This window comes from Vibrio sp. 1F253, from assembly GCF_041439295.1.
Classification (GTDB): Bacteria; Pseudomonadota; Gammaproteobacteria; order Enterobacterales; family Vibrionaceae; genus Vibrio; species Vibrio tasmaniensis_A.
The window spans coordinates 1-25813 of the sequence record NZ_JBGONU010000008.1 but is presented as its reverse complement, the minus strand read 5'-3'; the positions used below and the strand labels follow the sequence as shown (position 1 = coordinate 25813).

At 44.8% G+C, this 25813-nt stretch carries 24 protein-coding genes, 1 tRNA gene and 1 pseudogene; 10 read left to right on the top strand and 16 right to left on the bottom strand.

Annotation, left to right across the window (positions count from 1 at the left end):
• Positions 1-161: 161 nt before the first annotated feature.
• A pseudogene (ampD, locus tag ACED28_RS06250) lies at positions 162-762 on the bottom strand (1,6-anhydro-N-acetylmuramyl-L-alanine amidase AmpD).
• An 83-nt stretch (positions 763-845) separates the two neighbouring features.
• On the opposite strand from ampD, the gene nadC reads away from it, so the two are divergent.
• The 8 genes from nadC to yacG all read left to right on the top strand — a co-directional run bounded on the left by nadC (position 846) and on the right by yacG (position 8093).
• Positions 846-1736 (top strand): carboxylating nicotinate-nucleotide diphosphorylase, encoded by an 891-nt coding sequence (gene nadC, locus ACED28_RS06245; protein ID WP_371709505.1) that lies wholly within the window; start codon positions 846-848, stop codon positions 1734-1736.
• Positions 1737-1991: 255 nt separating this feature from the next.
• The gene (locus ACED28_RS06240) at positions 1992-2396 is read left to right on the top strand and encodes a pilin (protein ID WP_371709504.1); all 405 of its coding nucleotides are present in this window, start codon (positions 1992-1994) and stop codon (positions 2394-2396) included.
• 5 nt (positions 2397-2401) lie between these two features.
• On the top strand, positions 2402-4087 hold the full coding sequence (pilB, locus tag ACED28_RS06235) for a type IV-A pilus assembly ATPase PilB (RefSeq protein ID WP_371709503.1): 1686 nt from the start codon (positions 2402-2404) through the stop codon (positions 4085-4087).
• A gap of 15 nt (positions 4088-4102) precedes the next feature.
• The gene (locus ACED28_RS06230) at positions 4103-5329 is read left to right on the top strand and encodes a type II secretion system F family protein (protein WP_017097337.1); all 1227 of its coding nucleotides are present in this window, start codon (positions 4103-4105) and stop codon (positions 5327-5329) included.
• Between the two features lie 68 nt (positions 5330-5397).
• The gene (locus tag ACED28_RS06225) at positions 5398-6267 is read left to right on the top strand and encodes an A24 family peptidase (RefSeq protein WP_086048774.1); all 870 of its coding nucleotides are present in this window, start codon (positions 5398-5400) and stop codon (positions 6265-6267) included.
• A gap of 2 nt (positions 6268-6269) precedes the next feature.
• On the top strand, positions 6270-6884 hold the full coding sequence (gene coaE / locus ACED28_RS06220) for a dephospho-CoA kinase (protein WP_371709502.1): 615 nt from the start codon (positions 6270-6272) through the stop codon (positions 6882-6884).
• A gap of 26 nt (positions 6885-6910) precedes the next feature.
• A complete protein-coding gene (gene zapD / locus ACED28_RS06215; protein ID WP_371709501.1) occupies positions 6911-7651 on the top strand; it encodes a cell division protein ZapD in 741 nt (246 codons plus the stop codon).
• A gap of 244 nt (positions 7652-7895) precedes the next feature.
• A complete protein-coding gene (gene yacG / locus ACED28_RS06210) occupies positions 7896-8093 on the top strand; it encodes a DNA gyrase inhibitor YacG (RefSeq protein WP_017056605.1) in 198 nt (65 codons plus the stop codon).
• A 308-nt stretch (positions 8094-8401) separates the two neighbouring features.
• Here yacG and rplS read toward each other — a convergent pair whose 3' ends face one another.
• The 5 genes from rplS to ffh form a co-directional block, all read right to left on the bottom strand.
• Positions 8402-8755: a 50S ribosomal protein L19 gene (gene rplS / locus ACED28_RS06205; protein WP_009847607.1), complete on the bottom strand. Its 354-nt coding sequence runs from the start codon at positions 8753-8755 to the stop codon at positions 8402-8404.
• A 59-nt stretch (positions 8756-8814) separates the two neighbouring features.
• A complete protein-coding gene (trmD, locus tag ACED28_RS06200; protein WP_004735512.1) occupies positions 8815-9555 on the bottom strand; it encodes a tRNA (guanosine(37)-N1)-methyltransferase TrmD in 741 nt (246 codons plus the stop codon).
• Between the two features lie 26 nt (positions 9556-9581).
• Entirely contained in the window at positions 9582-10136 is a 555-nt protein-coding gene (gene rimM / locus ACED28_RS06195; RefSeq protein ID WP_009847609.1) for a ribosome maturation factor RimM, read from the bottom strand.
• Between the two features lie 26 nt (positions 10137-10162).
• On the bottom strand, positions 10163-10411 hold the full coding sequence (rpsP, locus tag ACED28_RS06190) for a 30S ribosomal protein S16 (protein WP_004735508.1): 249 nt from the start codon (positions 10409-10411) through the stop codon (positions 10163-10165).
• 212 nt (positions 10412-10623) lie between these two features.
• Positions 10624-12018 carry a signal recognition particle protein gene (gene ffh, locus ACED28_RS06185; protein WP_004735506.1) on the bottom strand — a complete coding sequence of 465 codons (1395 nt, stop codon included), beginning with the start codon at positions 12016-12018 and terminating at the stop codon, positions 10624-10626.
• Positions 12019-12218: 200 nt separating this feature from the next.
• Here ffh and ACED28_RS06180 point away from each other — a divergent pair, with 200 nt between their 5' ends.
• Together ACED28_RS06180 and ACED28_RS06175 are read left to right on the top strand one after the other, a co-directional pair.
• The gene (locus ACED28_RS06180; RefSeq protein ID WP_065678058.1) at positions 12219-13013 is read left to right on the top strand and encodes an inner membrane protein YpjD; all 795 of its coding nucleotides are present in this window, start codon (positions 12219-12221) and stop codon (positions 13011-13013) included.
• Positions 13014-13140: 127 nt separating this feature from the next.
• Positions 13141-14412, top strand: a complete 1272-nt coding sequence (locus ACED28_RS06175) for an HlyC/CorC family transporter (RefSeq protein WP_371709500.1) — start codon at positions 13141-13143, stop codon at positions 14410-14412.
• Positions 14413-14735: 323 nt separating this feature from the next.
• Here the strand turns inward: ACED28_RS06175 and luxS are convergent, their stop codons facing one another.
• The 10 genes from luxS to ACED28_RS06125 all read right to left on the bottom strand — a co-directional run bounded on the left by luxS (position 14736) and on the right by ACED28_RS06125 (position 25736).
• Positions 14736-15254 (bottom strand): S-ribosylhomocysteine lyase, encoded by a 519-nt coding sequence (luxS, locus tag ACED28_RS06170; protein WP_009847612.1) that lies wholly within the window; start codon positions 15252-15254, stop codon positions 14736-14738.
• A gap of 24 nt (positions 15255-15278) precedes the next feature.
• Positions 15279-15929, bottom strand: coding sequence for a hypothetical protein (locus ACED28_RS06165; protein WP_083994557.1), 651 nt, complete (start codon positions 15927-15929; stop codon positions 15279-15281).
• A gap of 10 nt (positions 15930-15939) precedes the next feature.
• Positions 15940-17508 carry a glutamate--cysteine ligase gene (gene gshA, locus ACED28_RS06160; RefSeq protein ID WP_371709499.1) on the bottom strand — a complete coding sequence of 523 codons (1569 nt, stop codon included), beginning with the start codon at positions 17506-17508 and terminating at the stop codon, positions 15940-15942.
• Positions 17509-17607: 99 nt separating this feature from the next.
• Positions 17608-20466 carry a M16 family metallopeptidase gene (locus ACED28_RS06155; protein ID WP_371709498.1) on the bottom strand — a complete coding sequence of 953 codons (2859 nt, stop codon included), beginning with the start codon at positions 20464-20466 and terminating at the stop codon, positions 17608-17610.
• 9 nt (positions 20467-20475) lie between these two features.
• A complete protein-coding gene (locus ACED28_RS06150) occupies positions 20476-20937 on the bottom strand; it encodes a YqaA family protein (RefSeq protein ID WP_017097357.1) in 462 nt (153 codons plus the stop codon).
• A 6-nt stretch (positions 20938-20943) separates the two neighbouring features.
• Positions 20944-21897, bottom strand: a complete 954-nt coding sequence (locus ACED28_RS06145; protein WP_371709497.1) for an NADP-dependent oxidoreductase — start codon at positions 21895-21897, stop codon at positions 20944-20946.
• 173 nt (positions 21898-22070) lie between these two features.
• On the bottom strand, positions 22071-23201 hold the full coding sequence (locus tag ACED28_RS06140; RefSeq protein ID WP_009847617.1) for a sodium ion-translocating decarboxylase subunit beta: 1131 nt from the start codon (positions 23199-23201) through the stop codon (positions 22071-22073).
• A 9-nt stretch (positions 23202-23210) separates the two neighbouring features.
• Entirely contained in the window at positions 23211-24995 is a 1785-nt protein-coding gene (oadA, locus tag ACED28_RS06135; RefSeq protein ID WP_371709496.1) for a sodium-extruding oxaloacetate decarboxylase subunit alpha, read from the bottom strand.
• 31 nt (positions 24996-25026) lie between these two features.
• Positions 25027-25284, bottom strand: a complete 258-nt coding sequence (locus ACED28_RS06130; RefSeq protein ID WP_371709495.1) for an oxaloacetate decarboxylase subunit gamma — start codon at positions 25282-25284, stop codon at positions 25027-25029.
• Between the two features lie 375 nt (positions 25285-25659).
• A tRNA-Arg gene (locus tag ACED28_RS06125) sits at positions 25660-25736 on the bottom strand.
• Between the last annotated feature and the right edge of the window lie 77 nt (positions 25737-25813).

Below are 25813 nucleotides of genomic sequence, written 5' to 3'. Positions count from 1 at the left end.
TTAATATTAGATCGTTTGATAAGCTCGTCACACTCTCGATTTATTGACGCCCTCCCCCTAACCACTTTATTTACATCGCAACAACAAAAATTCACAAGTGATTATGCCAGGCGTTGACTATTCAACCACCAGCAACAATAGAGCACCTTCAATAATGAGGCTTAAACCTTGAGCTCGCCTTTAAACTTCTGCCAGTCGAAAACCAAGCCAGGGTCAGTTTTGCGTAGCGGGGCTATATATTGATGACCGGTGATACGTTCGGTGGTTATTTGAGGGAAAGTCGATACGATCGTTTCTGTTAATCGAGTAAGCGCTTGGTACTGCTGCTCTGTATAAGCGATAAAGTCGCTTCCTTCCAGCTCAATACCAATCGAGTAATCATTACACCTTTTACGCCCCGCAAAGCTCGACTGGCCTGCGTGCCAAGCTCGGTCAAGAAATGACACAAACTGTACCACCTCACCATCACGGCGAATCAAGCAATGTGCCGAAACGCCCATTTGATGAATCACTTTAAAAAATGGATGATCTGTCGGATCAAGTTTGCCCGTGAAAAACTGTTCAATGTAAGGGCCGCCAAATTGGCCAGGTGGTAAACTAATGTTATGGACCACCAGCAGAGAGATATCGTCGGTGCTGGGTCTAGCATCAAAATACGGAGAAGGAACATGCCGAGCATTGTCGTACCATCCGTTGAAGCTCATCGTCATCTTAGTCTCGCTTTCTTTTCTACTAGCGCAATAAGATTGTGACTTTGCCCATAGAGCAGTCGCGCTAGCCTCTTTAATTTGAAGTTAAGCAAGAGTATCATTCCATTCCCACTCCCTTTCAAGATTAGATTTGCGATGAAAAACACACATAACAGCCACCAACGCCTTGATTACTTAAAAGAGCAACTGCCGCTAGAGATCACTCGCGCAGTCGCTGAGACCATCAAAGAAGATCTAGGTGGAACGTTAGATCCAGCGGCTGATATTACGGCAAGTCTAATCCCTGCAGACGCAATCAACAGCGCAACCATCATTACCCGTGAGTACGGTGTGTTCTGTGGTAAAGCTTGGGCTGATGAAGTGTTTAAGCAATTGGGCGGTGAAGTCACTATCGAGTGGAATGTAGAAGACGGTGACAAAGTTGAACCAAACCAAACACTTTGCACGCTAACAGGCCCTGCTCGCGCACTTTTAACCGGTGAGCGTAACGCAATGAACTTCATTCAAACACTATCTGGTTGTGCGACGGCGACAGCAATCTACGCTGACAAAATCAAACACACAGAATGCCGCCTGTTAGACACTCGCAAAACGATTCCTGGCCTACGTAGCGCACTAAAATACGCTGTGGCTTGTGGTGGTGGCTTCAACCACCGTATTGGTGTTTTCGATGCCTACCTAATCAAAGAAAACCACATCATCGCATGTGGTGGCATTGAGAAAGCGATCTCGACAGCAAAAGAGCTTAACCCGGGTAAGCCTGTAGAAGTTGAAACCGAAAGCCTAGCAGAGCTAGAGCAAGCAATCAGCGCCGGTGCAGACATCATCATGCTAGACAACTTCACCACAGACATGATGCGTGAAGCGGTTAAAATCAACGCAGGTCGTGCAGCACTAGAAAACTCAGGTAACGTGACTTTAGATACGATTGCAGAGTTCGCTGAAACAGGTGTCGATTACATCTCTGTGGGTGCACTGACTAAGCATCTAAAAGCAATGGACCTTTCAATGCGATTCAAAGCTTAATCTCATGGTTCTATCAATTACTTAACTTCTAGGCATGGCAATCAGCCATGCCTTTTTATTGCTTTTATTATCAGTATATCAACCAGTTAACTAAGCTGATCGCATAATTTTGCGCCCTATACGAAACAACACACTAATAAATACAAAACCACTCGCGCCCACACCTGAACACCATTCCACTTCTCGATCTCAACTTCTATTCTCTCCATCAACCGGTGCTTGCACTGAAACAAACTAAACGAATGGAATAGAACAATGAAAAACAAAAGAAAAAACCAGAAAGGCTTTACGCTGATTGAATTGATGATTGTGGTTGCGATTATTGGTGTGCTATCGGCAATTGCTGTGCCTGCATACAAAGATTATGTAACAAAAAGTCAGGTTTCATCTGCGCTAGCGACAGTTAAATCACTTGTCACTCCAGCTGAACTAATCATTCAAGAAGAAGGCACTATCAGTGGTGCGATAACGCTACTCGGAGTCTCTGCAGGTTCTAACACTTTAGGTACTTTATCTATTGGTACAGATAAGAAGTCGATTGAGTTCAAATTCAATGATGGAAGCCTCAAAAACAAGAAATTGACTATGAAAAGAGATGATAACACTGGTTGGTCATGCACCCCAGACTCTGGCGTACCGTCAATTGAAGGTTGTAGCTAAATTTAATGCTAACCAACCTCCCAACAGTTCTCCGTCAGGCTAACTTACTTAGCCTGACTCAAGAACAGGCCGTTGCGGAACATGTACAAGCTTCAGGTATTTCTGCACCTGAAGCTTTGCTTGTTCTAGACATCCTCTCTGACGAGAGCCTCGCCAATAACATCAAAACCATTTTCGGTTTGCCGTTAGTGCAACTGGCCAATACTGACTATGAAATCTTGTGTGACCAATTGGGACTTCGTGAATTGATCACTAAGTATCGTGCTATCCCAGTTGGCCTCTCTCACTCTACTCTCACGCTCGCCTCTGCCGATCCAACCGACTTGCAAGCTGAAGACGATTTTAGATTCGCGACTGGATTGCAGATAGAACTCGTTATCGCTAACTATTCAGAATTAGAAGGCGCCATACGAAAGCTGTATGGTCGCTCTATTTCCGGGCAAGACTCCAAACGCAAAGAGATCACCCAAGATGAGCTCGCCAATCTTGTTGAAGTCTCTGACGATGAAATGAGTTCAATTGAAGATCTCAGTCAAGACGATTCCCCTGTCAGTCGATTTATCAATCAGATACTGGTTGATGCGGTGCGTAAAGGCGCATCAGACATCCACTTCGAACCTTATGAAGAAAACTACCGAGTGCGTCTGCGTTGCGATGGCATTCTTGTTGAGGTCCAACAGCCCGCGTCTCATTTAAGCCGTCGGTTATCCGCTCGTTTAAAGATTCTCGCCAAACTTGATATCGCTGAACGTCGCTTACCTCAAGACGGCCGTATTAAGCTGCGTTTGAACGACGAGCTGGCGATCGATATGCGTGTGTCGACTCTACCGACATTGTGGGGAGAAAAGATCGTACTGCGTCTTCTAGACAGCAGCGCAGCCAATTTAGATATCGATAAATTAGGTTACAGCGAGGATCAAAAAGCGCTCTATCTCAATGCCCTAAAACGCCCCCAAGGGATGATCTTAATGACTGGGCCCACAGGCAGTGGCAAAACGGTATCTCTTTACACTGGACTTCGCATGCTTAACACCTCAGAGCGTAATATCTCAACAGCTGAAGATCCGGTGGAGATCAACCTGTGTGGTATCAATCAGGTACAGGTGACGCCAAAGATCGGTTTTGGGTTTGCCGAAGCACTACGATCGTTCTTGCGACAAGACCCTGATGTAGTGATGGTCGGTGAGATCCGTGATTTAGAAACCGCAGAGATCGCGATCAAAGCGTCGCAAACGGGTCACTTAGTCCTCTCGACACTCCATACTAACTCAGCTTCGGAAACCGTGACTCGACTCGCCCATATGGGGATTGAACCATTTAACCTCGCCTCGTCATTAAGCCTGATTATCGCGCAGCGACTGGCAAGGCGACTGTGCAACCACTGTAAAACAGCTGACAACTCGCCGGACATATTTCTACGTCACTCTATTCCTAACAGCCAAAATATCTACAAAGCCACCCCACAAGGATGCAATGAGTGTAATCAGGGTTACTCCGGTCGAGTAGGTATCTACGAAGTAATGCCGTTCACCGACAAACTAAAAAATAGTCTGATCAATAAACCTAACGCGTTAGAGATTGAAGATCTCGCGCGTAGAGAAGGAATGAGAACACTGCAAGAATCCGGTATCGATAAGTTGCTTGAAGGCACCACCAGCTATCAAGAACTGCAACGTGTTCTGTATCTATAATCCATCGGAGCACTCATGAGCACTAAACTGCAGTCACAATTAAAAAACTACCACTGGAAAGGCATAAACAGCTCAGGCAAAAAGGTGTCCGGTCAAACCTTGGCACTCGCCGAATTAGAAGTACGAGAAAAGCTCAAAGAGCAGCATATTCAGATTAAGAAAATCAAAAAGAAAAGCATCTCAGCAGTCACTCGTTTAACACACCGAGTAAAAGCCAAAGACATCACCATTTTGACTCGACAACTTGCGACCATGCTTGCCACTGGCGTGCCTATCGTTCAGGCCATTAAGCTAGTATCAGACAATCACCGTAAAGCTGAAATGAAATCAATTCTATTGCATATCTGCCGAGGTGTCGAAGCGGGAACCCCTATATCAAAAGCGATGCGGACGGCAAGCACTCACTTTGACGACCTGTACACCGATTTGGTCGCTACTGGCGAGCTTTCCGGAAACCTAGCGCAAGTCTTTGAACGCTTGGCAACCTATAGAGAAAAGAGTGAGCAGCTAAAGTCTAAGGTCATAAAAGCACTGATTTACCCCACAATGGTGGTCGCTGTCGCGCTGACTGTCTCTTACTTAATGCTCACCATGGTCATTCCTGAATTTGAATCTATGTTTTCAAGCTTCGGGGCAGACCTCCCTTGGTTTACTCAACAAGTACTCTCCCTTTCACATTGGGTACAGGCTTACAGTCTTTATGCTGCCGTTGGCATAGGGTTAGTCACATTATTTACCTACCAACTGCGTCAACGGTCTTATTCCATTCGTTTATCATTCAGCCGTCTAGGTTTGCGATTCCCTATTCTTGGCGGAGTATTGGCCAAAGCCTCAATCGCCAAATTCAGCCGAACCTTATCAACCAGTTTTAGTTCAGGGATTCCTATTTTAACCAGCCTGAAGACCACAGCCAAAACCGCAGGTAACCTGCATTATGAATCGGCCATCATCGAGGTTCACCGTGAAACTGCCGCTGGCATGCCGATGTATATCGCGATGCGCAATACCGATGCTTTTCCTGAGATGGTTTTACAGATGGTCATGATAGGAGAAGAGTCTGGCAACCTTGATGACATGCTCAATAAAATCGCATCTATTTATGAATTTGAAGTCGACAACACCGTCGATAATTTAGGTAAGATTTTAGAACCTCTTATCATCGTATTTTTAGGCACCGCTATTGGTGGACTGGTTGTCGCGATGTACTTACCGATCTTTAATCTTATGAGTGTGTTAGGATAGCTAAAAGCAACCAAACACCCCTCAAGCAGAGAACCACTGCTTGTATTGATTAAGTGGTAAAGGACACTATGGAAGTATTTCACTACTATCCTTGGCTATTCCCCGTATTAGCTTTCATTTTTAGCCTTCTTATTGGCAGTTTCCTCAACGTAGTCATACACCGTTTACCGATTATGATGGAACGAGAGTGGCAACAAGAGTGCTCGGAGTATTTCTCTCAATATAAAATTCCAGCGCCAGAGGGGAAGTTCAATCTCAGTATCCCTCGTTCGGCTTGCCCGAAATGTAAAACCCAATTAAGAATCGTCGACAATGTTCCAGTATTAAGCTGGTTGTTCTTGAAAGGTAAGTGTCATAGCTGTGCTAACCCAATCAGTGCTCGCTATCCATTGGTCGAACTGCTGACTGCAATACTATGCACCGTAGTGGCTAGCCACTTTGGTTTCAGTTACTACGCCATTGCTTTGATTTTTTTCACCTTTGCATTGATTGCCGCAACCTTTATCGACCTAGATACCATGCTGTTACCTGATCAAATCACCTTACCTTTAGTTTGGTCTGGTATCGCTTTGGCACTGTTTAACATCAGTCCTGTATCGCTTCAAGATTCCGTCGTTGGCGCAATGGCTGGCTATCTAGCTTTGTGGTCTGTTTATTGGTTGTTCAAGCTACTAACAGGCAAAGAAGGCATGGGATATGGAGACTTCAAACTCCTAGCCGCATTAGGTGCATGGCTGGGGTGGCAACATCTGCCGATGATCATCCTTTTATCTTCGCTTGTCGGTTTGGTTTTCGGCTTGATTCAACTTCGCTTGAAACAGCAAGGCATAGATAAAGCCTTCCCGTTTGGCCCATACCTTGCGATTGCGGGTTGGGTAAGTTTGATGTGGGGCAATGACATCATGGGTTGGTATTTCACTTCTGTACTAGGGATTTAATCATGGCAATCATTATCGGATTAAGCGGTGGGATCGCCAGTGGTAAAACGACGGTAGCTAATCTCTTCAGCGAACATTTTCACATTGATATTGTCGATGCTGATATCGTGGCACGTGAAGTGGTGGCGTTGGGCAGTGAAGGTCTAAAACAGATTGCGACTCATTTTGGTGAAGAGGTATTGCTCGAAGATGGGGCGCTAAACCGAGCTAAACTGCGCGAAGTGATCTTTTCTGATCCCACAGAGAAACAATGGCTCAATGAACTGCTTCACCCTATGATCCGCGACAAAATTGACAGTGACCTGTCTAAAGTCACATCCCCTTATGCTTTATTAGTCGCACCGCTATTGGTTGAAAACCAAATGCAAGGCATGACCGATCGCGTATTAATCGTTGATGTGCCGGTAGAAGTGCAAATAGAACGTACGATGAGTCGCGATAATGTTCCTAGGGAACAAGTTAAATCAATTTTAAAATCACAGGCATCAAGAGAACAGCGCTTAGCAGTTGCAGATGACGTGATTAAAAACCATACTAAAAACCAAGAACTTTTGCCTCAAATCACAGATTTACATCAAAAGTATCTGGCAATCAGTGCAGTAGATGGGTCAGAATAGAACAATGTTGAATGAAGGTTTGCTCGATGATCACCCACAAATTTGAACATCCTCTAAATGAGAAAACACGCATCTACTTAAGAGTTGAATCACTCTTGAGGCAGTTACACCTGTCTTCTGCATTTTCCGATGCTCAACAGTATCAACTCTTTTTCCGTTCTATCTTTGATCTGATTGAAATATTCGAACAGATACAACTTAAGAGCGAACTCGCAAAAGATATTGAAAAACAGCGTGTAACCTATAAAAGTTGGTTAGATGTTGAAGGTGTCGATCAAGAGATGCTGACATCATTGCTCAATGATATTAGTCATATCTATCGTGAACTGATGCAGGCGGAACGTTTTGGGCAATCATTAAAAGAGGACCGCTTCCTTAGCGCTATTCGTCAACGCTTTAACTTGCCAGGTGGCTCATGTTGCTTTGATTTACCGGCTCTACATTATTGGCTTCATCTTCCTCTTGATAAGAGAGTTAGAGATGCTAAGACATGGATGGATAGCCTACAGCCTCTGTATGAAGCACTAACACTATGGTTGAAGCTCACCAGAGAGACAGGTCACTTTAAGGATCAGATCGCTCGTACAGGTTTCTTCCAGAGTGATGCTGAAGAAGCAAATATCCTTCGTCTTTCAATCCCGATGCAATATGGCGCCTACCCCATGATCTCAGGGCATAAAAATCGCTTCGCCATTAAGTTTATGAGCTTTGAAACTGGGCAAGCCTGCACACAAGACATCGAATTTGAATTGGCTGTCTGCAGCTAATTAATTTCCTTTTATAGTTTGGCTTAAGCCTTCACTCGAGCCTAAACTATTTCTTATGCCAATCACAGTAAGTAAGTGTTCATAAATAGCGTAGGAAAAATGCTTGAGAACAAGACAGAAATTTTCGATAAGTAGTTATTCTACAATCAAAATTTCTAACGAAGTTATCGAGCGTTTTAACAAGCTAGGATGACCAGTTATTTGCTACGATTGGTATTACTACACCTTCAAATTAAGAATCACTATGTCGAAGAAAATCACCATCGTTAAATGCCCTCAATGTAACACTGACGTTGAATGGGGCGAACAAAGCCCGCACCGCCCGTTTTGCAGCAAGCAATGTCAGATGATTGATTTCGGGGAATGGGCTGACGAAGAGAACAGCATCGCTGGTGCTCCAGACATGTCGGATAGCGATGGTTGGTCGGAAGACCCACACTAGGCGCGAGTAGCGAGTAGCGAGTAAATTTTGAAGGGTTGGCGTTTACGGCAATCCTTTTTTATTGCCGGTAAAATGGTATGAGTAGAGATTTCCTACTCCTTCCTTCGTCAGTCTAGGGAATGACAGCTCTGGTTGCCCGTAACAAAAAACTCCCCAGTGGTTCGACTGCCTATCAAGGCTTGTCATTCGTCATCCTCAAGAGTGAGGAACGAGCAAGTTGGAGATCTCTTACCTGTGAGACTCTAAATAGCAGACACAAAAAAGCGGAGCCAAATGGCTCCGCTTTTATCGATAGAATGCAAAAAGAATTACTTCTTAGTAAGCTTCTCTTTAATACGAGCTGACTTACCAGAACGCTCACGTAGGTAGTACAACTTGGCACGACGTACTGCACCACGGCGTTTAACTTCGATGCTATCAACCATTGGAGAGTGAGTTTGGAACGCACGCTCTACGCCTTCACCGTTCGAGATCTTACGAACTGTGAATGCAGAGTGTAGACCACGGTTACGAATAGCGATTACAACGCCTTCGAAAGCCTGTAGACGCTCACGGTCACCTTCTTTTACCTTAACCTTAACTACAACAGTGTCACCTGGTGCGAATTTAGGAAGGTCTGATTTTAGTTGCTCTTCTTCAAGAGCCTTGATGATGTTGCTCATTTGTATAAATTCCTAGAATAAACTGATACTAAATTTAATAGGTTACTGCTTGCTTTTCGTTAAGAGCGTTGCTCTTTAATGAATTCAGCCAGTAATTGTTCCTGTTCGTCAGTCAGAGCTAGGTTTTCCAGGAGTTCTGGTCTTCTTAGCCAAGTTCGGCCCAACGATTGTTTCAATCGCCAGCGACGAATGTCCTTATGGTTTCCAGACTTGAGTACCGATGGCACATCTTTATCGTCTAGCACCTCAGGGCGCGTATAATGGGGACAATCTAGCAAACCATTTGCAAAAGAATCTTCTTCTGCTGATGCGAAATCTCCAAGTACACCCGGAACAAACCGAGAGACTGAATCAATCAACGTCATGGCTGGCAGTTCGCCACCCGTCATCACAAAATCGCCAATCGACCATTCTTCGTCGACTTCAGATTGAATAATGCGCTCATCTACCCCTTCATAGCGGCCACAAATAAGAAGCAAGTTCTCGTTTGTTGCCAACTCTTCAACACCTTTCTGGTCGAGTTTACGACCTTGAGGTGAAAGATAGATTACTTTCGTCTTTCCCGGTGCTGCTTGCTTGGCTGTTTGGATAGCATCGCGCAAAGGCTGAACCATCATTAACATGCCAGGACCACCACCGTAAGGTCTATCATCAACAGTGCGATGTTTATCATGAGTGAAATCGCGAGGATTCCATGTCTCAATAGATAAAAGACCTTTTTTAACCGCTTGACCTGTTACTCCAAAATCAGTAACAGAACGGAACATTTCAGGAAAAAGGCTAATAATGCCAACCCACATGTGTTCTCTCGCTCTGTAATTTGGAGTTAGAATCCAGGATCCCAGTCAACTTCGATCCGGCGAGCTTCGCGATCAACTTTCTTGATCACTTGCTCTTCAAGGTACGGGATTAACCGTTCCTTTTGGCCAAAAGCATCTTTAAGATTTGCTTTGATTACTAGAACATCGTTCGAGCCAGTTTCTAATAGGTCAGTGACCTCACCAAGGTTGTAACCTTTAGTGGTAAAAACTTGCATACCGAACAATTCGCGCCAGTAGAATTCATCTTCTGACAATTCAGGTAATGAAGCAGGGTCAATAGCAATTTCAAAGTTGGTCATCAGTTGCGCGTCTTCACGTACATCTAATCCCGCTAGCTTACATACATAGCCTTGACCATGACGTTTCCAGCTTTCAACTTTATACTCAACCCACTCGCCCTTTAGCTTTAAATACCAAGGACTGTAATCAAATATGCTTTCAGCATTGTCTGTGTAGGAGAACACTTTAAGCCAGCCACGAATACCATAGGTAGACCCAAGTTTACCCATAACAATTCTTTCGTTTTGCTCGCTCATCGTTTCTTTACCCTTCATCGACATAAGCTATTTCTCTTTTTAAAAAAGAATTAAGCCGCTTTTTGAGCGTCTTTAACTAGCTTAGCTACGCGGTCAGATAGAGATGCGCCTTGACCAACCCAGTGGTTAACACGATCTAGGTCTAGACGTAGACCTTCTTCTTGACCTTGAGCAGTAGGGTTAAAGAAACCTACTTTCTCGATGAAACGGCCAGTTACAGAGTTACGGCTATCCGCAACTACGATTTGATAAAATGGGCGCTTCTTTGCACCGTGACGTGCCAAACGAATGGTTACCATGTCGTCCTCTTTGCTTTCTTAATAAAATAATTAACCCCAAGTATAAGTAAATAGCTTGGGGTCTCGTGCCAAATTAAAGCCCCGGAATTTTACTCTTATTCCGGGGCAATGCAAGGGCTTTAGCTATTTTTTCACCAACATAGCCACCGCTCACTTTCTGTGACACGGCTAACACTATGAAAAGTAACGTAGCTAAAGCTTACATTTGTAGATTATCGGCCAAACGGGTTAAAACCACCACCCATTCCGCCCATACCTCCACCGCCGCCCATCATGCCTTGCATGTTGCGCATCATGCCTTTCATTCCACCTTTCTGCATTTTCTTCATCATCTTCTGCATTTGAGTGAACTGTTTAAGCATACGGTTTACATCTTGTACTTGCGTACCAGAACCTGCAGCAATACGCTTTTTGCGTGAGCCTTTGATTAGGTCTGGGCGCTGACGCTCTTTCATTGTCATAGAGTTGATGATCGCTTCCATTTGCTTGAACATCTTGTCATCAACTTTATCTTTAACGTTGTCTGGTAGTTGAGACATGCCTGGAAGCTTATCCATCATGCCCATCATGCCGCCCATGTTTTTCATCTGACCAAGTTGCTCACGGAAGTCTTCAAGGTCAAAGCCTTTCTTCTCTTTGAACTTCTTAGCCAGCTTCTCTGCTTTTTCGGTATCAACGTTTTTCTGTAGATCTTCAATAAGCGACAGTACGTCGCCCATACCTAGGATGCGAGAAGCAACACGATCTGGGTGGAATGGTTCTAATGCGTCAGTCTTTTCACCAACACCTAAGAATTTAATCGGCTTACCTGTGATGTGACGAACAGACAGTGCAGCACCACCACGCGCGTCACCATCCACTTTCGTTAAGATAACACCGGTTAGTGGTAGCGTATCGCCAAAGGCTTTTGCAGTATTCGCAGCATCTTGACCTGTCATAGCATCAACAACGAACAGCGTCTCTACTGGTTTAATGGCAGTATGAAGCTCTTTGATTTCACCCATCATCTCTTCATCGATAGCCAAACGACCGGCAGTATCGACAATTAGCACATCGTAGAATTTCTTCTTCGCGTGGTCGATTGCAGCGTTTGCAATATCAAGAGGCTTTTGGTCAGCTGAAGATGGGAAGAAGTCGACACCCACATCGCTTGCTAAGGTTTCAAGCTGTTTGATCGCGGCCGGACGGTAAACGTCGGCAGACACAACCAAAACTTTCTTCTTATCACGCTCAGTCAGGAGCTTAGATAGCTTACCTACCGATGTGGTTTTACCCGCACCTTGTAGACCTGCCATTAAGATAACTGCTGGCGGTTGTGCTGCTAGGTCAAGAGCCTCGTTAGACTCTCCCATCACAGCTTCAAGTTCAGCTTGAACGATCTTAATGAATTCTTGACCAGGTGTTAGAGATTTAGAAACCTCGACACCCACAGCGCCTTCTTTTACGCGCTTAACAAAATCGCGGACAACTGGCAGTGCAACGTCGGCTTCAAGTAGCGCCATACGTACTTCACGCAGCGTCTCTTTAATATTGTCTTCGGTCAGGCGACCTTTACCGCTGATGTTTTTCAGCGTTTTGGATAGACGATCCGTTAAATTATCAAACATAGTTTTCTCTTCGCTCAAAACTGCGACTATTACTGTGAGTATACATTAGCGCGGATTAGAGTCATACCCGTTGTGGAGCGTTAATCATCCACGCATGTGATGTGAGACATTATTCACTTGGAATTGAATGAGGTTCACCATAGCCCCAAAGAGCGATGCGAGGTATAATTCGCCAATTAGTAATCATTTAAATGGATACCATGGACAGTCTTATTGCGATCGCAGCAGCCTTTCTTTATACAATGGCGATTTTCACGATCATTCCAGGTCTCGTGCACCAAACAGGAATCCGTGTAAAAACGGTGTTTATCAGCGCATTACTTGCTTTAGCTTTCCATGCTTGGTTGCTTGGCGATTTAATCTTTAATGCCAGTGGTCAAAACCTCAGTATCTTAAACGTTGCTTCTTTAATCAGTTTAATCATATCTGTGGTCATGAGCGGTGCTATGCTCAAAACACGTTTGTGGTTCATCTTACCTGTTGTTTATAGCTTCGCTGCTCTAAATCTAATGGCTGCCACTTTTCTTCCTAGCACCTTCATCAAACACTTAGAGAATGACCCAAAGCTGTTGCTACACATATCTTTAGCTCTGTTCTCATACGCGACACTTACCATCGGTGCGCTATACGCTATGCAACTCGCGTGGCTAGATCACAAACTTAAAAAGAAAAAAGCGTTAGTGATAAACCCTAACCTACCTCCTTTAATGATGGTGGAAAGACAGCTTTTCAAGATCATTTTAATCGGTAATGGTTTGTTAACAGGTACTTTATTAACTGGACTTATCTTCGTACAAGATATGTTTGCTCAAGGTAAAGCACATAAAGCAGTATTGTCTTTTATAGCTTGGGTTATCTATTCCATCCTTCTTTGGGGTCACTATCAGAAAGGTTGGCGTGGGCAAAAAGTCACATGGTTTGCCCTTGCGGGTGCCACCATGCTCACATTAGCTTACTTCGGTAGCCGCTTCGTTCAGGAAATAATCCTGAATTAGTCTGTATAATGAAGGCAAGGTCTCACACACCTTGCCTTTAAAATATTGAGTACGATACATTCAATTGACATCTCGACCATGTTCGGTCATAAATTAATCAAGATACACAAAAAGGAAAAGAATAGTTTTGGACGACATATCAACGGGTATCTTATTTGCGCTACTCGCGTGTCTCATTGTAATTTCTGGTTATTTCTCTGGTTCCGAAACGGGCATGATGTCCTTGAACCGCTACCGTTTAAAGCACTTGGCCAATACGGGTCATAAAGGTGCCAAACGCGTAGAAAAACTTCTAAGTCGCCCAGACAGATTGATTGGCCTTATTCTCATCGGCAACAATCTCGTCAATATTCTTGCATCCGCGATCGCGACTATTCTTGGTATGCGTATCTACGGCGATATCGGTGTTGCAATCGCAACCGGAGCCCTGACCCTAGTGATCCTCGTGTTTGCTGAGGTTACACCAAAAACCATCGCTTCTCTTTTCCCTGAACGAGTTTCTTACGCCAGCAGTATTCTATTAATAATACTGATGAAGGTGCTATCTCCATTGGTTATCTTGGTCAACTTTATTACCAATGGCTTCATTCGTATCTTAGGCGTTAAAGCTAACCATGATGCAACCGATCATCTAAGCTCAGAAGAACTCAGAACCGTAGTAAATGAAGCGGGTAGCCTAATACCACAGCGTCACCAAGATATGTTGGTGTCTATTCTCGATTTAGAACACGTCACCGTGAATGACATAATGGTGCCACGTAACGAGATCACCGGCATCGACATCAATGATGATTGGAAATCGATCGTGCGTCAGCTCACTCATTCACCTCATGGTCGCATCGTGTTGTACCGTGATCAGATAGATGAAGTAGTTGGCATGCTGAGGCTACGTGAAGCTTATCGCTTGATGCTCGAAAAGAACGAATTCAATAAAGAGACCCTGCTGCGTGCTGCAGATGAGATCTACTTTATTCCGGAAGCGACACCGCTTAACACCCAACTGCTTAAATTCCAACGCAACAAACAGCGTATCGGTTTGATTGTTGATGAGTATGGCGATATTAACGGTTTGGTTACCCTCGAAGATATTCTCGAAGAGATCGTGGGCGAATTTACGACTTCAATCGCACCAAGTTTATCTGAAGAGATCACACCGCAAAGCGATGGTAGCTTCTTGATTGAAGGCAGCGCTAATATCCGAGATATCAACAAAGGTTTGCAGTGGGCACTGCCTACCGATGGACCAAGAACACTTAATGGTTTGATACTGGAGCATCTTGAAGATATTCCAGAGAGTCACCTGAGTGTTCAGGTTGCCAGCCATCCAATGGAAATTGTTGAGCTCGAAGAGAATCGCATCAAGCTGGTGCGTGTGTTTCCGCAGATCGTAACCGGATAGAGGCGACTCATTAGATGAGAGTAATACCAATCACAGTAAGTAAGTGATCAAAAATAGCGTAGGGAAAAGGCTTGAGAACAAGGCAGAATTTTTCGATAAGTAGTTATTCTACAATCAAAAATTCTAACGTAGTTATCGAGCGTTTTAGCAAGCTAGGGTGACCAGTTATTTACTACGATTGGTATAACCAACTGAGTTACCAACTAAGTCCCTCTACAACAAAAGGCCCGGCTCATTGAACCGGGCCTTTTAGTATCTAACTCGCTCTGCCTCTAGATTGAAATGTATCTAGAGTGAAGCGCATCTAAAGTAAAGAAAAGTGATTAGTCGATTTTAAGCTCTTGAAGCATCGACTCTGGCAATGCCAGTTCATCATTTTTGTTTACTGAAATACCGGTAGCGATGATTGCATTCGCAATCTCTTTAGCTTCATCTAAGGAATGCATTGCCGCAGTACCACACTGGTATTCGTTCAACTCAGGGATCTTATTCTGGTTCTCAACTTTCAGTACGTCTTGCATAGCCGCTAACCAAGCTTCAGCCACTTGCTGCTCTGAAGGCGTACCAATCAAGCTCATATAGAAACCGGTACGACAACCCATAGGCGAAATATCAATGATCTCAACCGCAGAGCCATTGAGGTGAGCACGCATGAACCCAGCGTATAGGTGCTCGAGAGTATGAATACCTCTCTCAGATAGGATATCTTTGTTTGGCGCAGTAAAACGCAGGTCAAATACCGTAATGGTATCCCCTTTTGGGGTTTGCATTGTTTTAGCAACACGAACTGCAGGTGCGTTCATGCGCGTATGATCAACAGTAAAACTATCTAATAAAGGCATTGCTATTCTCCATGACGATTGGCTTTAAAAAAACCAACTTCGATTGTCTTCTAGTTCTTTTCGGCACTGTTTAAGTTGCCATCCATAATCTTTTGCTTGCTGTTCGACTTTGCGAGCCACCTTAATCAACGATGGTTTGCTGTTGTATGATTTGCGTTTATAGCCACCACGACCTTCATGATAAGCCAGATATTGGTTATACGGGTCCCATAATGAGATCCCTAACTGACGGCGCGTCTCGCTGGTGTACCAACCAATGAACATCAATGCATCATCAAAATTGGTTCTCGAACCACCATTATTGGTCGCTTTTTGAAAGTCTTCCCAAGCAGGGTCTTGAGCTTGTGCATAGCCGTAGGCACTACTGACTCTTCCCCACGGTATAAAGCCAAGAATATAATCTTTTGGTGGACGCGCATCATGTCGAAAGCTGCTCTCTTGTTTAACAAAAGCCATCGCGACGTTAATCGGTGTGCCCCACTCATCTTGCATATCGACCGCATCTTCATACCAAGAAGGGTGCTCTCTGAAGATGCTGCATATATTATTTTGCTGCTTAGGAGGAGGCGTCGCACATCCAACCAATAGGCTAGAGACAATACCAACAGTCACGACAGGTAACCATTTTCCACCCACATGAGTAGACTGACCTAATAAGGTTTGCTTCCTTTCCACCAAAGTCTCGCTATGCTTTTAAATATGAAAAATAGTCCGTTAAGAAACTATCAAAATCTTGAGTGCTCGCTTCTTCACTTTGCTGTTGAGCAATGACAGAGCGTTGAACTTCCGCTTCCATTAACTCAGCAGAATAAACTTTATATTGGTGTGCCTTGTGTTGTTGAGCATACGTTTTTCCTAACGCACAACCCACTTTACCCAAACCACCCAATTTCTTGGTCTCTTCTAATAACTGGCCAGAAATGGTCAACTCTGGGTTATCAATCCAGGCTTCAAGCGTATCGCACGTTTCTTGGTATGCACGACCACCTTGCTCAGCATCCATCAACTCAGCGATAACTCGAAGATCTTTGAATACATTTTTAGCCCAGTCTTGCAGGGACAGTCTTTCGCCATCACAACCAATCTTGAGCTCTAAACCAACCTGACGACCTTCTAAGATCACCTTATTCCAGTTATCGCGCCAGCATTCAAGCTCGCAGTTATCCATTTCAGCAGAGTCTGATAACACGCTCCACGTTAGGAATAAATCTAAGAAGCGAACTTGCTGTTCATTGATACCAATTGAACTGAATGGGTTTACGTCTAAAGAGCGAACCTCGATGTACTCAACGCCAGCACGAGCCAGTGCTTCAGATGGTTTCTCGCCACTTTTCGCCACACGCTTAGGACGGATTGGAGCATAAAGCTCATTCTCAATTTGCAGTACGTTGCTATTTAGCTGACGGTATTCCCCATCAACCTTAGTGCCAATCTCAGCAAACTCTTCCGATGGCGTACGAATCGCTTGGTTCAAACCTTCAAGGTATTGGTCTAGGCTGTTGAAGCCAATCTTCAGTACACTTTGCGCACTGTTGGTGTAACCAAGGTCACTCAAGCGCAATGCCGTTGCTTTGGGTAGATACAGTGTTTCTCCAACCTTTTCAAAAGGTAGGTTGGTTTCTCTTCCTTTGATAAAAGAAGAACATAGCGCAGGTGAAGCACCGAAGAAGTATGGGATTAACCAACCAAAGCGGTAGTAATTACGAATCAAACCGAAGTACGCATCTGATTTAGCTTCGCAACGCGCTTCTTCGGTTTGCTCTCCAAACAGACTGTCCCAAAAGCTTTCTGGGAAAGAGAAGTTGAAATGAACACCCGAAATAATCTGCATCAGACTACCGTAGCGACGCTTTAGGCCTTCACGATATAGCGTCTTCATCTTACCGTTGTTAGAAGTACCGTATTGCGCAAGCTGAATGTAATCTTCACTCCCCACATAACAAGGCATAGAGAGTGGCCACAGCTTTTCGCCGTCTAACTTGGTTTGAGTGAAGTGATGGATATCAGACAACTGATTCAAAAGCGTCGGAACGTCGTTAAAAACAGGCGTGATAAACTCCAGTAGCGACTCAGAGAAATCGGTCGTTACCCATTCGTTCATCAACGCAGATCCTAAAGCCTTAGGGTGCGGCCCAGTAGCAAGATGCCCATCTTCCGTGTAGCGCAATGTTTCCCTTTCAACACCACGACCAAATTGAGAGAAGGTCTTAGGGTTGGTTGCAACTTGCTTTAGTCGCGCAGCAAAATCAGTCAAAATTCTGTTCACTTATCTTATATTGTTCTTATTAGAACTATCATAAATTAGGTTGGAGGAGAAAAGTAGAATCTCTTCCCTCCCCCTTTAATGTGTACTCTAACGAATGATTTCAAGCTCTTCTATTGGAATATCTAACTTTTCTAATTGAGGGCGCAGCGAAGTCGCGTCACCAACAACAATTATTTGATAATCATTCGGGTCAAACCATTTCTTCGATAGCTCATTTAAAGTCTCTTTTGAAACCGTTTCTACTATCTGGTTGCGCTGCTGTAGGTAGTCTTCATCAAGGCTCAGCGTAACAATATTACTCAACAATCCAGCCTTTTGACTTGGTGTTTCGTATTTAAGCGCATCTTGTTGACCGACGGCAAGGCGCATAAATTTCACCTCTTCGTCAGTTAATCCACTCTGACTAAATTCATTTAGCTCAGCAATAAACTCTTGAATTGATGGAACCGTCGCATTGGCTCTAACTTGAGCACTAAACACTACCGCACCAGTTTCACGCGTACTCGCAAAGTAACCGCTTGCACCGTAAGTGTAGGCTTTGTCTTCACGCAGGTTCTGGTTGATGCGGCTATTGAAGTTACCGGCTAAATTAAAGTTAGCCAATTGACTTAAATACAATTCACCGGTCGCATCAAACGGTAACCCTTTACGAACTAAGCGTACAATACTTTGTGGTGCTCCCGGCTTATCCACTAAGTACAAGTTCTGGCCCGAAAGCTCCTTGATGATCTGTGGACGAGTGAGTGGTGCAGCGTCACCTTGCCATTCTTCAAAGAACTGAAGCTGCTTTCCAACCTCCTCCTTCGTGATGTCCCCTACAATAACAATATTAGCTCCCTCAGGAGTATAGTGCTGACTGTAAAACAGTTTTACATCGTCTAGAGTTAACGATTCTAGAGAATCCTTGGTGCCATCACTCGCTCGACCAAAAATACTGCTACCGAACAACACCTCTCGGGTTGCTTGAGAAGCCATCCAACTCGGTTGTTGATGCTGATACACTACGCCTTCTAACATCTGACTCTTAACGCGTTCGAAATCTTGAACATCAAACTTAGGCTCGAATAGAACTTCTTGCACGATCGCTAAGGTTTGAGGCAGGTTTTTCTCTAACGTCGAGACTGAAATATCTGTGGTATAGCTGCCAGCACTAATGCTAACGCTACTACCAAGCTTATCTAAGGTAGCCTGCAACTCTTCAACCGTTCGTTTAGTCGAACCTTCTTCCATCATCGATGCAGTTAGGTTCGCCAAACCCTCTTGACCTTTACCAACATAGCGCTCACCCGCAGGGAGTTGAATTTGTAGCTGCACTGTCGGCGTTTCGCTAGTCACAGTACCAATCAAGTCAGTACCATTAGCAAAATGCATGCGATACAGCTCAGGCATGGTCGCTTCAACACCAAAGTTCACTTCAGGCATCACGCTGCGATCAAATGTGTTCGGTGCCTTTCTGAAATCCAATTGTTCTTCTGTCACTTTGCTGTATTCAGGAAGGGTACGAGCAGGAGTGCTAAATGTAGCCTCGCGAACCGCTAAGTCGAGTTTTTTCTTAGGAACCACACTCAAGGTAACCTTGTGCTTACCTTCGATAAAATCTTGATACGCCTTGCTTACGCTTTCAGGGGTAACAGCTCGGATTTGATCGAGTTGTGATTCAATACGATCAGGCTGGCCATAGAAGGTTTGATTTGACGCGAGCTGTGAAACCTTGCCTCTAACACTTTGCAGTGCAAACACCGCATTCGCTTCAGCCATGCCGGTAATTTGATCTAGACGATCTTGTTCCACACCGCCTTTCGAAAATTGTTCTAGGGTTCCCATCAGTTCTTTATTTAGAACCGTCAAATCCCCCTTTTCACCTGAGTCACCCATCGCATAGACATACATAGTACAAGCGAGCTCTGCACAATCGTGGAAAGAGCCTGCACTCACCGCTTTTTGCGTTTTTACGAGGTTTTGGTACAGATAACTGTTGGTCCCTGAACCTAACACGTTAGACAGCGCATTCAGTGAAGCTTGCGTATCTTCACCGCGGTAGGTTGTTGGCCAACCAACAAGCACCATCGGCTGACGAACGTTGTCTTCTAAGGTGATGTACTTATCTTCTGTTAGAACAGCTGGTTGCTTCTCAGCAGCCTTAACTTCCGGACCTTGAGGGATTGGGCCAAAGTACTGATTAACCCACTCTAGCGTGTCATCAACGTCGATATCACCACCGATAGTCAGTACCGCATTATTTGGGCCGTACCAACGTAGGAAGAACGCCTTAAGGTCATTCACATCAACACGGTCTAGATCTTCCACATAACCGATTGGTTGCCATGAGTAAGGGTGACCTTCAGGGTAAAGCGCTTCACCCATGCGTTCCCACATCAAGCCATAAGGACGGTTTTCATAACTTTGAGCACGTTCGTTTTTAACCGTGCCTCTTTGAACTTCGAATTTCTTCTGAGAAACCGCATCCAATAAAAAACCCATTCGGTCTGATTCTAACCACAACATTTTCTCAAGTTGGTTAGATGGAACGGTTTCAAAGTAGTTAGTACGATCACGGTTAGTCGTGCCGTTTAACGAGCCACCCGCCTCGGTAATGATCTTAAAGTGCTGCTGGTCACCGACGTTCTCAGAGCCTTGGAACATCATGTGTTCGAAGAAATGAGCAAAGCCCGATTTGCCTATTTCTTCACGAGCTGAGCCGACATGATAGGTAACATCCACATGTACAAGAGGATCAGAATCATCAGGGGAAAGAATAACTGTCAGGCCGTTTTCAAGCTGATATTTGGTGTAAGGGATCACCACTTTATCTTTAGAAGGCTTAACCTCTTCTAACAGAGTGACACCTTCAGGTAACGAGGAAAAGAAGGGTGTAGAGCTAGGTACATTGTAAGAACAGCCTGCAATGGCGATAAGAGAAAATGTACCAAGTAAAACCTTTTTCATAGGTTCTCCTTAGAAAAAACCGAAGTAGATAGCAGCAAGTAAGCTGTAGCGAGCGGCTTTGCCAATCGCTATCAAAATAACGCTAGGAATAAATTTCATTCTTAACCAACCCGCGGCTAAGCACAAAGGGTCACCAATGATCGGCAACCAACTGAATAGCAGTGTCCAATAGCCATAGCGGCTCAGCCAAGCCATAGCCTTATGACCATGCTTTTCAGATTGAGTTCGATTAGGCAGCCACAAACCAATCCAATAGTTGGTCAGCCCGCCTAAAGTATTACCGAGTGTCGCCAGAAGAATGATTGATGATGTTGAGAACTGTTCTAAGCTCAATGCTGCCACAAGGCTTGCTTCTGAGCCCCCTGGTAACAATGTGGCACTCAAGAAGCCACTAATGAAGAGCACCCACAGCGCCGAGTCAGAAAACCACAACGCTATGTTTTCAAAAAGAGAATTAAAGAACTCTAGCACTGCATATTAACCTTCTTGCATTTTAAGTAGTACCTTGCCTCTGGTGTGTCCGGTTTCTACTTGTAGATGCGCCGACTGTGCTTCATCTAACGGGTAGATAGTTTGAATTTCTGTTTTGAGCAATCCTACGCTAACCATGTAAAGCATAGTGTCCATTTGCTCTGGATTTGGCTCAACGAGCATACCTGAAGCAGTGAAACCCAATAATGTCGCTTTCTCGCAAATTAATTCAGCAGACAGCGTAGGCACCGTTACCACTCTCGCACCATCTTTCAAACACTTCAACGCATCAAGCGCGGTATCACCCCCCACTAAATCAATCAGTACATCAACATCAGAGACTCTTTCCGATGCTGGCGCAAATTTATAGTTAATCGCATGAGCGCCTAACGTAGCAAGGTAATCAAGGTTGGCCTCGCTGCAGGTCGTGTAGACCTCAGCTTTTGCAGCCACTGCGATTTGAACCGCAAGATGACCAACGCCGCCAGCACCCGCTAAGATGAGTACGCGATCGCTCTCTTTCACTTCCGCTTTGTTAAGCGCTTGTGCTGCGGTTTGGCTAGCGAGTGGTAAAGCTGCAGCCGCTTCTAACGCAACCGAGTCTGGGACCATACTTAATGCGACCTCTGGAACACACACATACTGGCTATAACCGCCACCTTGCAGTGGAAAACCAATAAAGCCGGCTACGTTATCACCAACAGTAAAACGCTCTGCCTGTTCGCCTAGCGTGACAATTTGCCCTGAAATATCGTAACCAGGAACCCAAGGAAGGTTGTCTTTGTTTTGTGCTGCCGCCCAACCAAGGCCAGCACGGGTTTTCACATCAATAGGATTAACGCCTGAAAAGGAAACTTTAACCACCACTTCTCCGGCCTTAGGCTCAGGAATAGTACTGGTTTGAATACTGAGGTTTTCGACGCCGCCGAATTGAGTAATCGCAATCTGTTTATTTTCCATTTCCACATTTCCTTGATTGATAGAAGCCCTGATGAATAAGCACCCTAATTAATAAAAAGAAAGGGATGCGAAAGCATCCCTTTGACTATAAACCATTTAATAAGGCGAAGTTAACCGCTCATGCGTAAATTGACGACCAATTAACGTAACGAGCAGCATAGCCAAGTAACTCATTAACCTACGAGAGCTAATAGGATACCCGCAGCAACGGCACTACCAAGTACACCCGCTACGTTCGGACCCATCGCATGCATCAACAGGAAGTTCTGAGGGTTTGCCTCAAGTCCAACCTTATTCACAACACGAGCCGCCATCGGAACCGCTGATACACCAGCGGCGCCAATCAGTGGGTTAATGTCTTCTTTCGAGAAGCGGTTCAGCAGCTTCGCCATCAATACACCACCAGCCGTACCAATACTAAACGCCACCGCACCTAACCCAAGGATACCTAACGTCTCTAAGTTCAAGAACGTGTCTGCTTGAAGCTTAGAGCCAACACCTAGGCCAAGGAAAATAGTCACAACGTTAATCAGTTCGTTTTGGGCTGTTTTTGAAAGACGATCAACCACACCCGCTTCGCGCATTAAGTTACCCAAACAGAACATACCTACTAGAGGGGTTGCTGAAGGTAGGAACAAAATCGTCATCAGCAGTACAGCTAGCGGGAAAAGGATCTTCTCAGCTTTGCTTACATGACGAAGTTGAGCCATCTTAATTTGGCGCTCTTCAGGAGACGTTAACGCTTTCATGATTGGTGGCTGAATAATAGGAACTAAAGCCATGTAGCTATACGCCGCTACCGCAATCGCACCTAATAGATCAGGAGATAACTTACTCGCCAAAAAGATCGCGGTTGGGCCATCGGCACCACCAATGATCGCAATTGACGAAGCATCTGCCATTGAGAACTCCATTCCTGGTACATAGTTCAGCAAGATCGCGCCAAATAGCGTTGCGAATATACCAAACTGAGCAGCAGCCCCGAGCCACAGTGTTTTAGGGTTAGCAATCAACGCACCAAAGTCCGTCATCGCTCCAACACCCATAAAGATCAGCAGTGGGAAAATGCCAGTTTCAATACCAATGTAGTAAACGTAGTAAAGCAAACCGCCGGGATCCGTGAATCCAGCATTTGGAATATTGGCTAATACAGCACCAAAACCAATAGGTAACAGCAGTAAAGGTTCAAACCCTTTGCGAATTGCCAAAAACAACAGTGAGCAACCAACCAACATCATACAGATCTGGCCGAACTCAAAGTTAGCAATCCCTGTTTCAGACCATAAGGTCATCAATCCTTCCATGGTACTCCCTTACGCTAAGCTTAGTAGTGGAGCGCCAACAGTAACTGCATCGCCTTCTTTAACATTCAATTCTTGAACGATACCACTGCGAGCAGCTCGTACTTCCGTTTCCATTTTCATCGCTTCTAGGATCAGCAGAACATCACCTTCGGCCACTTCAGCACCCGCCTGAACGATGACTTTAAAGATGTTGCCGGCTAATGGAGCTGGAATCGCTTCTGCATCAGAAGCCGCAGCAGGTGCTGCTTGAGCCGCTTGTGCTGGTTTCGCTGATGGAGATACCGATGTCAGTTCACCTTGAGGGCCAACTTCAACATCATAAACTTGACCATCAACCTTCACGCTGTAGCTCTCAATGCCGCCAGCAGCAGGTTGTGGTGCAGCCGTAACAGGAGTTGCAGCTTCAGCCGTTGGTACAGGTTCAAACGCTTCAGGGTTGTGACGGTTTTTAAGGAACTTAAGACCCACTTGTGGGAATAGTGCGTACGTCAGTACATCATCAACGGTATCTTCAGCGAGTGAAATACCATCTGATTTCGCTTTTTCTAAAAGGTCAGTCGTTAACGTATCCATTTCAGACTTAAGTAAATCAGCAGGACGACACGTGATTGGCTCAGCACCATCTAACACTTTCGCTTGCAGTTCAGCATCAACCTCAGCAGGAGCTTGACCGTATTCGCCTTTCAGTAGACCCGCAGTCTCTTTAGTGATGCTCTTGTAGCGCTCACCCGTTAGAACGTTGATAACCGCTTGAGTACCGACAATCTGAGAAGTAGGTGTTACCAAAGGAATGTAACCCAACTCTTTACGTACGCGTGGGATCTCTTCTAGAACTTCATCCATGCGATCGGCAGCGCCTTGCTCTTTAAGCTGGCCTTCCATGTTGGTTAACATGCCGCCAGGAACTTGAGCGATCAAGATTCGAGAGTCGACACCTTTTAGCTGGCCTTCCCATTTCGCATACTTTTTACGTACATCACGGAAGTAAGCCGCGATTGGTTCGATTTGGTCTAGTTTGAGATTCGTGTCGCGCTCTGTGCCTTCTAGCATAGCAACAACCGTTTCGGTTGGTGTATGGCCGTAAGTACAGCTCATAGAAGAGATTGCGGTGTCTAGAATATCAATACCCGCTTCAACAGCTTTAACGGCTGTAGCGGTTGATAGACCCGTTGTCGCGTGGCTATGCAGCGCTAGAGGCACATCACAAGACGCTTTGATGCGAGTGATTAGCTCTTCCGCTTCATAGGGCTTTAATAAACCTGACATATCTTTGATGCATAGTGAATGACAACCTAGATCCTCTAGGCGCTTAGCCAAATCAACCCACGTATCTGAGTTGTGAACCGGACTGGTTGTGTAAGACAACGTACCTTGAGCGTGGCCGCCAACATCAATCGTTGCTTTCACTGCGGTTTCAAAGTTACGTACGTCATTCATCGCATCAAAAATACGGAATACGTCCATGCCGTTACTATGGGCACGTTCAACAAACTTTTCTACTACATCATCCGCGTAGTGACGGTAACCCAATAAATTTTGACCACGCAGTAGCATCTGCATTGGTGTGTTGGGCATCGCTTTTTTCAGCTCTCGTAAACGTTCCCACGGATCTTCTCCAAGAAAACGGATGCACGAATCAAACGTTGCGCCGCCCCAAGTCTCAAGTGACCAGTAACCGACTTTATCCAGTTCTGCCGCAATTGGCAGCATATCTTCGATACGCATACGAGTAGCAAATAGTGACTGGTGCGCGTCACGAAGTACCACATCTGTGATAGCTAGTGGTTTAGACATGCTCATAAACTCCTTTTTAATCCTTTAAATGCTACTTAGCAGTAGACGCACGGTATTGATGAACCGCGGCCGAAATTGCTGCCACTACCTGTGGACTAACAGCTGAAGGGTTTGCTTGTGATTTTTGAATTTTTTTAGGTGCTGCGATCGGCTCCGGTACTTCTTCTGGTACCAGTTTTGACATCAACCGAACGAGGTAAACTAGAATAGTTAAGAAAATAAAGACAACGGACATCCCCGTTATCATTAGAGTCGCCGCATCTCCTAGCAGGCTTCCAATATTAGTCATGTTGCTTCCTTTCTTCGTCATCCTGACATACGTACAGGATTTCAGCGAATAGTGATCCCGACCCATGGATTATCTCGATTGGTAAAAGTTTGTCAATTTTGTTTAAGGTTCTGTTACGGATAACGCACACATAAGGTTAATTATTCGCCTATCAGATCACATAAATCTGTCAAATGAGTCATTTTTAGATATTTAAACTGTGACTTAAACGGGGCTTTTCTGAGAATAGATATGAGAAAGGTGGAATAACAAAGAAGCAATCAAGAATTACTTTAAATACAACAAGTTAAAAACACCACAAACTTAACATTGTTGCAACAAACTTATAGCAAACATAAAAAAAGCCTCGTAAAAACGAGGCTTTCTCTAATAATGTGGTGCGCCCTGGAGGATTCGAACCTCCGACCGCCTGGTTCGTAGCCAGGTACTCTATCCAGCTGAGCTAAGGGCGCAACGGTTTTGATATTGAGCATAAGTTAAAACTAAACATTCAACATCAGGATTAATGAAAACCCTAAATAGTGGTGCG

Excerpts from the sequence above, each read along its gene's own strand:
- ACED28_RS06180 (WP_065678058.1), top strand. The coding sequence starts at position 12,219 with ATGGACAGTCTTATTGCGATCGCAGCAGCCTTTCTTTATACAATGGCG.
- ACED28_RS06225 (WP_086048774.1), top strand. The coding sequence starts at position 5,398 with ATGGAAGTATTTCACTACTATCCTTGGCTATTCCCCGTATTAGCTTTC.
- ACED28_RS06140 (WP_009847617.1), bottom strand. The coding sequence starts at position 23,201 with ATGGAAGGATTGATGACCTTATGGTCTGAAACAGGGATTGCTAACTTT.
- luxS (WP_009847612.1), bottom strand. The coding sequence starts at position 15,254 with ATGCCTTTATTAGATAGTTTTACTGTTGATCATACGCGCATGAACGCA.
- oadA (WP_371709496.1), bottom strand. The coding sequence starts at position 24,995 with ATGTCTAAACCACTAGCTATCACAGATGTGGTACTTCGTGACGCGCAC.
- rpsP (WP_004735508.1), bottom strand. The coding sequence starts at position 10,411 with ATGGTAACCATTCGTTTGGCACGTCACGGTGCAAAGAAGCGCCCATTT.
- pilB (WP_371709503.1), top strand. The coding sequence starts at position 2,402 with ATGCTAACCAACCTCCCAACAGTTCTCCGTCAGGCTAACTTACTTAGC.
- ffh (WP_004735506.1), bottom strand. The coding sequence starts at position 12,018 with ATGTTTGATAATTTAACGGATCGTCTATCCAAAACGCTGAAAAACATC.
- zapD (WP_371709501.1), top strand. The coding sequence starts at position 6,911 with ATGATCACCCACAAATTTGAACATCCTCTAAATGAGAAAACACGCATC.
- coaE (WP_371709502.1), top strand. The coding sequence starts at position 6,270 with ATGGCAATCATTATCGGATTAAGCGGTGGGATCGCCAGTGGTAAAACG.
- rplS (WP_009847607.1), bottom strand. The coding sequence starts at position 8,755 with ATGAGCAACATCATCAAGGCTCTTGAAGAAGAGCAACTAAAATCAGAC.
- nadC (WP_371709505.1), top strand. The coding sequence starts at position 846 with ATGAAAAACACACATAACAGCCACCAACGCCTTGATTACTTAAAAGAG.
- ACED28_RS06130 (WP_371709495.1), bottom strand. The coding sequence starts at position 25,284 with ATGACTAATATTGGAAGCCTGCTAGGAGATGCGGCGACTCTAATGATA.
- trmD (WP_004735512.1), bottom strand. The coding sequence starts at position 9,555 with ATGTGGGTTGGCATTATTAGCCTTTTTCCTGAAATGTTCCGTTCTGTT.
- ACED28_RS06230 (WP_017097337.1), top strand. The coding sequence starts at position 4,103 with ATGAGCACTAAACTGCAGTCACAATTAAAAAACTACCACTGGAAAGGC.
- rimM (WP_009847609.1), bottom strand. The coding sequence starts at position 10,136 with ATGTCGATGAAGGGTAAAGAAACGATGAGCGAGCAAAACGAAAGAATT.
- ACED28_RS06155 (WP_371709498.1), bottom strand. The coding sequence starts at position 20,466 with ATGAAAAAGGTTTTACTTGGTACATTTTCTCTTATCGCCATTGCAGGC.
- yacG (WP_017056605.1), top strand. The coding sequence starts at position 7,896 with ATGTCGAAGAAAATCACCATCGTTAAATGCCCTCAATGTAACACTGAC.
- ACED28_RS06145 (WP_371709497.1), bottom strand. The coding sequence starts at position 21,897 with ATGGAAAATAAACAGATTGCGATTACTCAATTCGGCGGCGTCGAAAAC.
- ACED28_RS06240 (WP_371709504.1), top strand. The coding sequence starts at position 1,992 with ATGAAAAACAAAAGAAAAAACCAGAAAGGCTTTACGCTGATTGAATTG.